Source organism: Lentzea sp. NBC_00516 (assembly GCF_036346835.1).
GTDB classification, from domain to species: domain Bacteria; phylum Actinomycetota; class Actinomycetes; order Mycobacteriales; family Pseudonocardiaceae; genus Lentzea; species Lentzea sokolovensis.
Genome location: NZ_CP107840.1, coordinates 8,551,546 through 8,563,541, shown reverse-complemented (window position 1 = coordinate 8,563,541; position 11,996 = coordinate 8,551,546). Strand labels below are relative to the sequence as shown.

7 protein-coding genes are annotated in these 11,996 nt (G+C 67.7%); 5 read left to right on the top strand and 2 right to left on the bottom strand.

The genetic code is table 11. The features are described 5' to 3' along the window. Positions 1-24 precede the first annotated feature (24 nt). Positions 25-1,605, bottom strand: coding sequence for a serine/threonine-protein kinase (locus OG205_RS39625; protein WP_330272941.1), 1,581 nt, complete (start codon positions 1,603-1,605; stop codon positions 25-27). A gap of 240 nt (positions 1,606-1,845) precedes the next feature. Here OG205_RS39625 and OG205_RS39620 point away from each other — a divergent pair, with 240 nt between their 5' ends. The 3 genes from OG205_RS39620 to OG205_RS39610 are packed head-to-tail and all read left to right on the top strand — an operon-like array spanning position 1,846 to position 6,982. Then, positions 1,846-3,822 (top strand): alpha-1,4-glucan--maltose-1-phosphate maltosyltransferase, encoded by a 1,977-nt coding sequence (locus tag OG205_RS39620; protein ID WP_330272940.1) that lies wholly within the window; start codon positions 1,846-1,848, stop codon positions 3,820-3,822. A gap of 32 nt (positions 3,823-3,854) precedes the next feature. Then, on the top strand, positions 3,855-5,663 hold the full coding sequence (gene treS, locus OG205_RS39615; protein WP_330272939.1) for a maltose alpha-D-glucosyltransferase: 1,809 nt from the start codon (positions 3,855-3,857) through the stop codon (positions 5,661-5,663). Positions 5,664-5,671: 8 nt separating this feature from the next. Further along, positions 5,672-6,982, top strand: a complete 1,311-nt coding sequence (locus OG205_RS39610; RefSeq protein ID WP_330272938.1) for an aminoglycoside phosphotransferase — start codon at positions 5,672-5,674, stop codon at positions 6,980-6,982. 55 nt (positions 6,983-7,037) lie between these two features. Here the strand turns inward: OG205_RS39610 and OG205_RS39605 are convergent, their stop codons facing one another. After that, positions 7,038-8,243 carry an RNA-guided endonuclease InsQ/TnpB family protein gene (locus OG205_RS39605; RefSeq protein WP_330272937.1) on the bottom strand — a complete coding sequence of 402 codons (1,206 nt, stop codon included), beginning with the start codon at positions 8,241-8,243 and terminating at the stop codon, positions 7,038-7,040. 56 nt (positions 8,244-8,299) lie between these two features. On the opposite strand from OG205_RS39605, the gene glgB reads away from it, so the two are divergent. Then, on the top strand, positions 8,300-10,468 hold the full coding sequence (glgB, locus tag OG205_RS39600; RefSeq protein ID WP_330272936.1) for a 1,4-alpha-glucan branching protein GlgB: 2,169 nt from the start codon (positions 8,300-8,302) through the stop codon (positions 10,466-10,468). Positions 10,469-10,588: 120 nt separating this feature from the next. Beyond that, on the top strand, positions 10,589-11,959 hold the full coding sequence (locus OG205_RS39595) for a neutral zinc metallopeptidase (RefSeq protein ID WP_330272935.1): 1,371 nt from the start codon (positions 10,589-10,591) through the stop codon (positions 11,957-11,959). The last annotated feature ends 37 nt before the right edge of the window (positions 11,960-11,996 follow it).

The window sequence follows — 11,996 nt, the reverse complement described above, 5'->3', positions numbered from 1 at the left end:
CGGTCAAGACCGGAACGCACTCGATCAGCCCTTCTCCTCGCCCGTGATCAGCAGCTTGGCGCCCTTCCCGGAGATCTCCAGCGTGTGCTCTTTGAGGTCGGTCTTGTTCGACTCGGCATCGGTGAGCTGCAGCGCCTGCGTCACGGAGAAGGTGCCGTCGTCGTTGGGCGTGACCACCGGGTTCCCCTGGGCCGCCACCTTCGAGAACTTGCTCCAGAAGGCCTTCTCGCCGGCCAGGCCGGGTGCCTGGTCCGGGTCCCAGTCGTTGCGCGCGGCCTCGACGTTCGACGGCAGCTTGGCGTAGTGCTGCTTCACGAAGGTGGTGACCTGGGCCGGGGTGAACTTGGTGGCCGGCGGCTTCGACGACGGGGGCTGGCTCTGGGAGGTCTGCGGCGGCGGCTTCTCGGAGGTGGCGGGGGGCTTGGTGGCCGTCGGCTTCTCCGAGGTGGGCTCCGGGGTCTGCGACGTGCTCCTCGACGACGAACTGGGACCGGCGGCCTTGTCGTTGTCGCCCTTGTCGCCGCTGTTCACGATCGTGTAGGTGATGCCGGCGATCAGGAGCACGCCGAGGATCGCGGCGACGACCGCGAGGCCGCGGTAGTTCTTCTTCGGTTCCGGTTCGGGCTCGTAGTCGTCGTAGGTCTCGGGCAGCGGCGCGGGCGGACGGGTGCGCGGCGCCTGGGGCGGCATGGTGCGGGACGGCGGGCCCTGCATGGTGCCGGGACCCGCGGCCCCCATCACGGCGGTGCCGGCCGGCGGGGTCATCGGGCGCGGCGGGATCACACGGGTGACCGGGACCGGGGCACCGGACGCGATCGCCTTCAGCTCCTCGGCGGCCTGGGCTGCGGTGGGGCGCTGCGACGGCTCGTTCGCGAGGAGCCTGGTCAGCAGGCCGGTGAGCGGGCCCGAGCGCATCGGCGGGCGGGTCTCACCGCGCGCGACCTTGTAGAGCAGGCCCAGGTCGTTCGTGCTCTTGCCGAACGGCGGCTCGCCCTCGGTCATCGCGTAGATCGTCGCGCCGAGCGAGAACACGTCGGACGGCGGCGCGGGTGCGGCGCCGCGCGCCAGTTCCGGCGCGAGGTACGCGGGAGTGCCCGCGAGCATGCCGGTCTTGGTCACGGCCACATCGCCCAAAGCGCGCGAAATGCCGAAGTCGGTGATCTTGACGGTGCCGTCGCGTCCAATGAGGACGTTGCCCGGCTTGATGTCGCGGTGCACGATCCCCGCGGCGTGGGCGGCGGTCAGCGCCCCGGCGGCCAGCGAGCCGATGCGCGCGGCCTCCATCGGGGGCATCGGGCCGTTCTCCAAGATCGCGGAGAGGTTGCGGGACGGCAAATACTCCATGACCAGGCACGGTTTGCCGTCCTCGACCACGACGTCGTAGACGGCGATCGCGTTCGGGTGCTGCAAGCGCGCGGCGATGCGGCCTTCACGCATGGCGCGCTGCACGGCCTCGTGGAACTCGTTTGACTGGACGTCGTTGAGAAGTAGCTGCTTGACCGCCACGTCACGGTGCAGGAACTCGTCGCGTGCCCGCCACACGACGCCCATCGCACCCGCGCCGAGCTGATCGAGCAGTACGTAGCGATCGCCAAGCTTGTTCACGCGCGCACGGTACCTGTAGCGCCCTCTTAACACGGTGAGTTGTCGGACAAGAGTCCAATGAAGAGGACACCGAATGCCGGGAACGTGGCCGAGAGACCCTGGACACGATGAGCGCTCAAGGTGTGCGATCGACAGTGGCGGGGTACGGATCTACAAGGGGTAACCCGCTGTCAGACGGCTTGATCGAGCAAGGCAGGATTACGGATTGACGCGAAGCGACACGGCGGAAGGGCGTTGCCGATGAGCGGACGACTCGGAATCGACGACGTTTCCCCGGTGGTGTCGGCTGGCAGATATCCAGCCAAAGCCGTTGTGGGGGAACACATTCCGGTTTCGGCCACGGTGTGGCGCGAGGGACACGACAAACTCGCGGCCACGGTCAGCTGGCGCGGACCGAACGACCGAGTCGCTCGCCAGACCCGCATGCACGAGGTCGGAATCGGCCTCGACCGGTGGGGCGCGACCGTGGTTCCGGACCAAGAAGGCGCTTGGACGTTCCGGATCGATGCGTGGAGTGACCCTTGGGGCACCTGGAACCACGCCGTTGAGGTGAAGATCGCGGCGGGGCAGGGTCCCGGTGATCTCGCAAATGATCTCGAAATCGGCGCCCAGCTACTCGATCGAGTGGCAAGGCGACCCGATCGAAGGCAAGAGCGAGCTCTTCTCACTTCCGCGGCGACGGCGTTGCGCGACGAGGACCGGCCGCTGGCCGAACGGGTCGCGCCGGCGTTCGCGGCCGACGTGCAGAAGCTGATGTTCCAGCACCCCGTGCGCGAGCTGATCACCAAGGGCAAGACCCACAAGATCTGGTGCGACCGCAAGAAGGCGGCGTACGGCTCCTGGTACGAGTTCTTCCCGCGCAGCACCGGCGGGATCGACGAGACCGGCCAGGCGGTGCACGGCACGTTCGCCACGGCGACCAAGGAGCTCGACCGGGTCGCGGCGATGGGCTTCGACGTCGTCTACTTCCCGCCGATCCACCCCATCGGCAGGGTCAACCGCAAGGGCCCCAACAACACGCTCGTCGCGACGCCAGAGGACACGGGATCACCGTGGGCGATCGGCGCGGACGAGGGCGGGCACGACGCGATCCACCCGCAGCTCGGCACGATCGAGGACTTCGACGCGCTCGTCGCGCGGGCCAACGATCTGGGCCTCGAGGTGGCGCTCGACTTCGCGCTGCAGTGCGCGCCCGACCACCCGTGGGTGCTCAAGCACCCGGAGTGGTTCACGACGCAGCCCGACGGCACGATCATGTACGCCGAGAACCCGCCCAAGAAGTACCAGGACATCTACCCGATCAACTTCGACCTCGACCCGCAGGGCCTCTACCACGAGGTGCTGCGCGTGGTCCTCTTCTGGGCCGAGCACGGGGTGCGGATCTTCCGGGTCGACAACCCTCACACCAAGCCGCCGGACTTCTGGCAGTGGCTGATCTGGAAGGTGAAGGAGGTCTACCCGGACACGCTGTTCCTGGCGGAGGCCTTCACCCGGCCGGCCCGCCTCTACGGCCTGGCCAAGCTCGGCTTCACCCAGTCCTACACGTACTTCACGTGGCGGACGGGCAAGCAGGAGCTGATCGAGTTCGGCGAGGACGTCCGCGACCACTGGGACGAGGCACGGCCGAACCTGTTCGTGAACACGCCGGACATCCTGCACGAGTCGCTGCAGCACGGCGGTCCCGGAATGTTCGGGCTCCGCGCGGCACTCGCGGCCACGCTCTCCCCCACGTGGGGCGTGTACAGCGGCTACGAGCTGTTCGAGTACGAAGCTGTGAAGCCCGGCAGCGAGGAGTACCTCAACTCCGAGAAGTACCAGCTGCGTCCACGGGACTACGCACGCGCACTGGCGGACGGGCGTTCGCTCGAACCGTGGCTGCGCAAGCTGAACCACATCCGCAAGGCGCATCCGGCACTTCAGCAGATGCGCACCCTGCGGTTCCAGACCGTCGAGAACGACGCGTTGGTCGCCTTCTCCAAGCGCGATCCGGAGACGGGCGACACGGTCGTGGTCGTCGTGAGCCTCGACCCGCACAACGCGCAGGAGGGGACGTTGTACCTCGACCTGCCCGAGCTCGGATTCGACTGGCACGAACGCGTGATCGCGCACGACGAGGTCACCGGGGAGACCTGGGACTGGGGACAGGCGAACTACATCCGCCTCGAACCATGGCGTGCCACCGCGCACGTCGTCAGCCTTCAGCGGCGTTTCAGCTGATCAACCGCACAACCCCCGACGAGGTGGGAACAATGGCCGACGACTCCCGTCCCGACGCTGCACTCGGGTTGGATGGTGTCCCGCACACCGGAGAAGCCGTCAACGACGACGGCCTGCTGGTCGAGCCCCAAGCAGAGGACTTCCGGTCCGCGCGGCAGGCGAAGCCCAACCCGGACTGGTACAAGGGCGCCGTCTTCTACGAGGTCCTGGTCCGGGCGTTCAGCGACTCCAACGGCGACGGCACTGGCGACCTCAGAGGACTCGCCTCGCGCCTCGACTACCTGGAGTGGCTGGGCATCGACTGTCTCTGGCTGCCGCCGTTCTACGCGTCGCCGTTGCGTGACGGCGGGTACGACATCAGCGACTTCCGGGCGGTGCTGCCGGAGTTCGGCACGGTCGAGGACTTCGTGTACCTGCTGGAGGAGGCGCACCGGCGCGGGATCCGGGTGATCACGGACCTGGTGCTCAACCACACCAGCGACGCGCACCCGTGGTTCCAGCAGTCACGGCAGGACCCGACGGGCCCGTACGGCGACTACTACGTGTGGAGCGACGACGACTCGCGTTACAGCGACGCGCGGATCATCTTCGTCGACACCGAGTCGTCGAACTGGACCTACGACCCGGTGCGCGGGCAGTTCTACTGGCACCGCTTCTTCAGCCACCAGCCGGACCTCAACTACGAGAACCCGGACGTCCAGGACGCGATGATCGACTCTCTGCGTTTCTGGCTCGACCTCGGCATCGACGGGTTCCGCCTCGACGCCGTGCCGTACCTCTTCGAAGAGGAAGGCACGAACTGCGAGAACCTGCCGCGCACGCACGAGTTCCTCAAGCGCTGCCGCAAGGTGGTCGACGACGAGTTCCCCGGCCGCGTCCTGCTGGCCGAGGCGAACCAGTGGCCGTCCGACGTCGTGGAGTACTTCGGCGACCAGGCGGTCGGTGGCGACGAGTGCCACATGGCGTTCCACTTCCCGTTGATGCCGCGGATCTTCATGGCGGTGCGGCGGGAGTCGCGGTTCCCGATCTCGGAGATCCTGGCGCAGACGCCGGCGATCCCGGAGAACGCCCAGTGGGGCATCTTCCTGCGCAACCACGACGAGCTCACGCTCGAGATGGTCAGCGACGAAGAACGCGACTACATGTACTCGGAGTACGCCAAGGACCCGCGGATGAAGGCGAACATCGGCATCCGCCGCCGCCTCGCCCCGCTGCTGGAGAACGACCGCAACCAGCACGAGCTGTTCACCGCACTGCTGCTGTCGCTGCCCGGCTCGCCCGTTCTCTACTACGGCGACGAGATCGGCATGGGCGACAACATCTGGCTGCAGGACCGCGACGCCGTCCGCACCCCGATGCAGTGGACGCCCGACCGCAACGCGGGCTTCAGCAGTTGTGATCCCGGCCGGATCTACCTGCCGGTGATCATGGACCCGGTCTACGGCTACCAGGGCCTCAACGTGGAGGCGCAGCTCAACAGCTCGACGTCGCTGCTCAACTGGACCCGGCACATGATCGAGGTGCGCAAGCAGCACCACGCGTTCGCCGAGGGCGACTTCACCGAGCTCGGCGGCTCGAACCCGAGCGTGCTCGCCTACAAGAGGCAGTGGAAGCGCCCGGACGGCCGCGAGGACATCGTGCTCTGCGTGAACAACCTGTCACGCTTCCCGCAACCCGTCGAGCTGGACCTCTCCGAGCACCGCGACCACGCGCCGATGGAGCTCACCGGAGGTGTCAAATTCCCCGCGATCGGGGAACTCCCCTACCTGCTGACCCTTCCGGGTCACGGTTTCTACTGGTTCCAGCTGGTAGAGGCGGGCGACGACAGCGAGATGAGGTGAATCCCCGCGTGACCGACCCCCACGAACTAGTCGAGAAGCTGGTCGCCTCACTGCCCGATCTGCTCCCGGCCGCCAGGTGGTTCGGCGGCAAGGACAAGCCGATCACGGCCGTCCGTCCACTGAGGACGACGGTGGTGGACGGCGATCTGGTGCACGTGATCTTCGAGGTCGAACAGCCGGGCCGCACCGAGCAGTACCAGGGCGCGCTCAGCCTGAGCACCGGCGCCTGGGACGTGCTGCTCGACCCCGAGCACAACGGCGTGCTGCTCGACCGGATCGCGACAGGGCACGAGGTGGACGGCATCACCTTCGCGCACGAGCCCGGCACCGAACTGCGCTCGGGCCTGCGCGGCCGGCCGATCGGTGTCGAGCAGTCCAACACGTCGCTGATCTACGGCCAGCAGTACATCCTGAAGATCTTCCGCAAGCTCGCGAACGGCGAGAACCGCGACCTGACGATGCACCGCGCGTTGCGTTCGGTCGGCTGCGAGCACATCGCACTGCCGCTGGGCTCGATCTCGACCGAGCTGAACGGTCAGCAGATCACCCTCGCGATGCTGCAGGAGTTCCTGCCGGACGCGGTCGAGGGCTGGGACATGGCCAAGACCTCGGTGCGCGACCTGATGGCCGAGGCCGACCTGCACGCGTTCGAGGTCGGCGGTGACTTCGCCGGTGAGGCGCACCGGCTCGGCCACGCGGTCGCGAAGGTGCACGCCGACCTGGCGGAGGCGCTGGGCACCCAGATCGCCGACGAGGACGCCATCTCGCGCGCCATCGCGGGCATGCAACGACGGCTGGGCGTGGTGCTGGAGGCGGTGCCGGAACTGGGCCGCCACGAGGAACCGCTGCGCGCCGCGTTCGAGGAGGCGCGCGAGCACATCGGCGCGCTCCCCATCCAGCACATCCACGGCGACCTGCACCTCGGTCAGGTGCTGCGGACCGTGCACGGGTGGCTGCTGATCGACTTCGAGGGCGAGCCGGCGGCCAAGGTCGAGGACCGTCTCGCGCTGCGGTCGCCGTTGCGCGACGTGGCGGGGATGCTGAGGTCGTTCGACTACGCGGCCCGGCAGCTGCTCGTCGGCCAGCCCGACGACGACCAGCTCGCCTACCGCGCGATGGAGTGGACCAAGCGCAACCGGGCGGCGTTCTGCGACGGCTACGCCGAGGTGGCGGGCGACCCGCGGGACCACGTGCAGCTGCTGCGCGCGTTCGAGCTGGACAAGGCGGTCTACGAGGTCGCATACGAGCACGCCAACAGGCCGGAGTGGTTGACGGTTCCGCTGTCGTCGATCGCCCGGATGACTAGCGGAGGAGATTGACTTCGCTCTCCGTCTGAATGACGGAGAGACCCACCCGCCGCGCGGCGGGCAGCCCTCAAGGGCTGCGCCTCACGGCACGGGTTTCCTGTTTCACTGCCGATTGCGGAAGGGAGGACCCTTGCCGTCTGACATCAGCTCCGCAGGCATCGCCCGAGTCACCTCGGGCTACGACTCGACCAGCCGCAAGGATGTTCTTCGCCGCGTTCATGTCCCGGTCGTGCCGGGTGCGGCAGCCCGGACACGTCCAGTGCCGGACGGCGAGCTTCAGTTCAGTGAGCACATGTCCGCAGGCCGAACATGTCTTGCTGGACGGATACCAACGGTCAACCACGACAAGCGTCCGGCCTGCTCGGGCGCACTTGTACTCGAGTTGCCGCCTGAACTCGCCCCAGCCCGCATCAGTGATGGCTCTGGCGAGGAATCGGTTGCGGAGCATGCCCTCGACGTTGAGATCTTCGATCATGATGACGTCAGCCGCCCGCACCAGCGCAGTGCTGGTGCGGTGCAGGAAGTCCTGCCGCGCGTTGCGGATCTTCCGATGAGCACGGGCAACCTTGGCCTTCGCCAGGCGGCGGTTGTTGCTTCCGCGCTCACAACGAGCAAGTCGACGTTGGTGGCGAGCAAGGTTTCGAGCCTTGCGGTCCAGATGCCGGGGGTTGCTGATCCGGTGGCCATCGCTGGTCACCAGGAAATCCTTCAGGCCGAGGTCGAGACCTATCGCACGTCCAGTCGCCAAGGCCTGCGGAGGAGCTTCGACGTCCACCGCGAAAGTCACGTACCAGCGGTCGTCCGGATCACGAGAGATCACGACCATGGTCGGATCCACTTTGGTCACGTCGACGTCAAACGACCAGACGAACCGCAATGGTGCGCGGTTCTTGGCAAGAGCAAGTACGCCGTCACGCATGCGGAACGCAGCGCGTGTGTAGTGAGCGCTCTGCCGCCCAGTGCGGGACTTGAACCGCGGGCGGCGGGCTCTGCCAGCGAAGAAGTTCTGAAACGCGGTGTGCTGGTGACGCAGCGTCTGTTGCAGTGGCACCGACGACACCTCGGAGAGAAACCCCAACTCCGGTGTGCGTTTCCACTCGGTCAACGCGGCGTCGGTTTGCCGATAAGAGGTTCTCGCACCATCAGCGAAATAGTTTTGGTTCCGCTCGCCCAAAGTCTTGTTCCACACCAAACGCACACACCCGAACGTGCGATTGAACATCGCAACTTGTTCGGGGGTCGGGTAAGCCCGGCATCTGTACGCCGTTCGCACGACACACAACGTACCGGGAGAGTAACGATGAGCAAGAAGCCGGATCGGAGGGCTCGATGAAGGCCGACCTGGACCGGCTCCTGTCAGGTGCGCACCACGACCCGCACTCGGTGCTGGGTGTGCACACCGTCGGCGACCAGGTGATCGCGCGGGCCCTGCGGCCAGGCGCGACTTCGGTCGCCGTGGCGTGGGGCGACAAGCAGGTCGAGCTGCCCCGCATCGCCGACGCGCTCTTCGAGGGCGAGCTGCCGGAGGCGCCCGGCGACTACCGGCTCCTGGTCAAGTACGACGGCGGTCCCGCGATCGAGGTCGACGACCCGTACCGGTGGCTGCCGACCGTGGGCGAGCTCGACCTGCACCTGATCGGCGAGGGCCGGCACGAACGGCTCTGGGACGTGCTCGGCGCACATGTCCGTTCGTACGAAACGGGTACCGGTGACGTCACCGGCGTCTCGTTCGCGGTGTGGGCGCCGAACGCGCGCGGCGTGCGCGTGACCGGTGACTTCGACGGCTGGGACGGGCGCGCGAACCCGTTGCGCTCCATGGGTTCCAGCGGTGTCTGGGAAGTGTTCCTGCCGAACGTCGTGGTGGGCTCGCGCTACAAGTTCCGCATCCTCGGCCAGGACGGCATCTGGCACGAGAAGGCCGACCCGATGGCGTTCGCGACGGAGGTCCCGCCGCAGACGGCCTCGGTCGTCACGCGGTCCGAGTACCAGTGGCAGGACGCGGAGTGGGAGGCCCGGCGCGAGGCCACGCAGTGGGCGAACGCACCGATGTCGACCTACGAGGTGCATCTCGGCTCGTGGAAGCCCGGTCTCAGCTACCGGGAGCTCGCTGTCGAGCTCGCGGACTACTGCGAGGACATGGGCTTCACGCACATCGAGATGCTGCCGGTGTCCGAGCACCCGTTCGGCGGTTCGTGGGGCTACCAGGTCACCTCGTACTACGCGCCGACCTCGCGGTTCGGGTCGCCGGACGACTTCCGGTACTTCGTGGACATGTTGCACCAGCGCGGCATCGGTGTGCTGGTCGACTGGGTGCCCGCGCACTTCCCGAAGGACGCCTGGGCGCTCGCGAAGTTCGACGGCACGCCGCTCTACGAGCACGCCGACCCGCGCCGCGGTGAGCAGCTCGACTGGGGCACGTACGTCTTCGACTTCGGGCGCAACGAGGTCCGCAACTTCCTGGTGGCGAACGCGCTGTACTGGATCGAGGAGTTCCACCTCGACGGTCTGCGCGTGGACGCCGTCGCGTCGATGCTCTACCTCGACTACTCGCGGCCGGCTGACCAGTGGCTGCCGAACGAGTTCGGTGGCCGGGAGAACCTCGACGCGGTGCGGTTCCTGCAGGAGCTGAACGCGACGGTCTACAAACGGCACCCCGGCGTGGTCATGATCGCCGAGGAGTCGACGGCGTGGCCGGGCGTCACGCGGCCGACGCACCTGGGCGGGCTCGGGTTCGGCTTCAAGTGGAACATGGGCTGGATGCACGACTCGCTGCACTACCTGTCGCGCGAGCCGATCCACCGCTCGTTCCACCACAACGAGATGACGTTCTCGCTGGTGTACGCGTGGAGTGAGAACTTCGTGCTGCCGCTCTCGCACGACGAGGTGGTGCACGGCAAGGGCTCGCTGTGGGAGCGGATGCCGGGCGACGACTGGAACAAGGCCGCCGGCGTGCGGTCGCTGCTGGCGTTCATGTGGGCGCATCCCGGCAAGCAACTGCTGTTCATGGGTGGCGAGTTCGGGCAGCGGCAGGAGTGGTCGGAGTCGCGGTCGCTCGACTGGCACCTGGTCGAACAGGAACCGCTGCACCAGGGCATCCAGTCGCTGACGCGCGACCTGAACTCGGTGTACAAGACGGCGGCGGCGTTGTTCTCGCACGACGTCACGCCGGAGGGGTTCCAGTGGATCGACGCGAACGACTCGGCGGGCAACGTGCTGTCGTTCCTGCGGGTCGGTGAGGACGGCTCGACGCTCGCCTGCGTGGCGAACTTCTCCGGGTCGCCGCACCACGACTACCGCGTCGGCCTGCCCTCTTCCGGACGTTGGAAGGAGCTCGTGAACACCGACGCCGCGCACTACGGCGGTTCCGGTGTGGGCAACCTCGGTGGCGTCGAGGCCGAGGCCAGGCCGTGGCACGGGCGGCCGTACTCCGCGCTGCTGCAGCTTCCGCCGTCGGGCGTGCTGTGGCTGGTTCCTGATCCGTCAGTCGAAACCGACTGAATCCAAACGGCGTGTGCCGGGCCGGTGAACCTGATCAGCCCGGCGCACGTTGCCCCTTGTATGCGCCTGACTTGGACGACTGGGACGCCCTTGAGACCGGCCGGCAGGCACAATGGGTTCATGCGGCACCGGAGCATCGCGCTGATCGTCGCCACCGCCCTGCTCGCGGTGGGCTGCACCGCCGAGATCCCAGGGCGCCCGCGTGCCGCCAAGGTGGTGAAGAAAGAGGCGTCCAGCGCCACGATCCAGGTCCGCGGCTCGGACAACGGCCCGATCGACAAGCTGGCCGCGACCGCGCTCACGGACATCGAGGAGTTCTGGACCAACTCGTTCCAGACGACCTTCAACAAGCAGTGGAAGCCGCTGAGCGGCGGTTACTTCTCGGTCGACACGGCCGACGCCACCGCGAAGCCACCACCGTGCACGCAGAAGGCCGCGGACGTGGAGGGCAACGCGTTCTACTGCCCGGCCGCCGACGCGATCGCCTGGGACAGGGCGTCCCTGCTGCCGGTGCTGCAGGACCGCTTCGGCGAGGCCGCGGTGGTCGTGGTGCTCGCGCACGAGATCGGTCACGCGGTGCAGAACCGCATGGGCATCACGCCGGAGGCCGAGCGACGCGAGCCGGACAAGTACCCGACGATCCTCACCGAGGCGCAGGCGGACTGCTTCGCGGGCTCGTTCGTCCGCAACGTCACGGACGGCAAGTCGGCGCGCCTGGACATCAACGCGGACGCCCTGGACAAGGCGTTGGGCGCGCTGATCACGTTCCGCGACCCGGTGGGCACGTCCCCGGAGGACGAGCAGGCGCACGGCAGCGCGTTCGACCGCGTAGCGGCGTTCCAGGACGGCTATGAGCAGGGCACGAAGTTCTGCGCGGCCATGTCGGTGCAGAACCGCAAGTTCACGCAGCGCGCGTTCACCAGCGTCAAGGACCGCGCGAACGGCGGCAACCTGCCGTTCTCGGAGATGCTCGAGTCCGTCACGCCCGACCTCGACGGCTTCTTCAAGAACCTGGCCACGACCGCCGGCAAGACCTGGCCGTCGCCGCGTGCCGAGGCTGCCCAGTCCGAGCCGAACTGCTCAGGCGACCAGGGCCCCGTCGCGTACTGCCCGTCGGACAAGACCATCAAGATCGACACCAAGGACGAGCTACCGACCTTGCACAAGGAACTCGGCGACTACGCGACGGGCACGCTGATCGCGTCCAGGTACGCGATGGCCGAGCTGGCCGTGTTCGGCAAGCCGACCGAGGGTGAGGGCGCCTCCGCCGCGGCGCTGTGCCTGGCCGGGGCGTACACGGGCGCGGTGTTCCAGCGTCAGGACGGGTTCGGGTTGTCGCCGGGTGACTTCGACGAGGCCGTGACCGTGCTGCTGCAGTTCGACTACGCGGCCCGTGACGCCAAGGGCGGCAACCCCGTGGATCCCGGGTTCGAGCGCGTGGCCCGGTTCCGGGAGGGCGTGTTCGAGGGCGCGAAGAAGTGCGGCGTCTGACGGTCTTCTGAACGAGCGGAAGCCCGCACCGGCTCAG

Bases quoted from the DNA above. Each gene is read 5' to 3' on its own strand.
- OG205_RS39595 (WP_330272935.1), top strand. From the start codon at position 10,589: ATGCGGCACCGGAGCATCGCGCTGATCGTCGCCACCGCCCTGCTCGCG.
- treS (WP_330272939.1), top strand. From the start codon at position 3,855: ATGGCCGACGACTCCCGTCCCGACGCTGCACTCGGGTTGGATGGTGTC.
- OG205_RS39620 (WP_330272940.1), top strand. From the start codon at position 1,846: ATGAGCGGACGACTCGGAATCGACGACGTTTCCCCGGTGGTGTCGGCT.
- glgB (WP_330272936.1), top strand. From the start codon at position 8,300: ATGAAGGCCGACCTGGACCGGCTCCTGTCAGGTGCGCACCACGACCCG.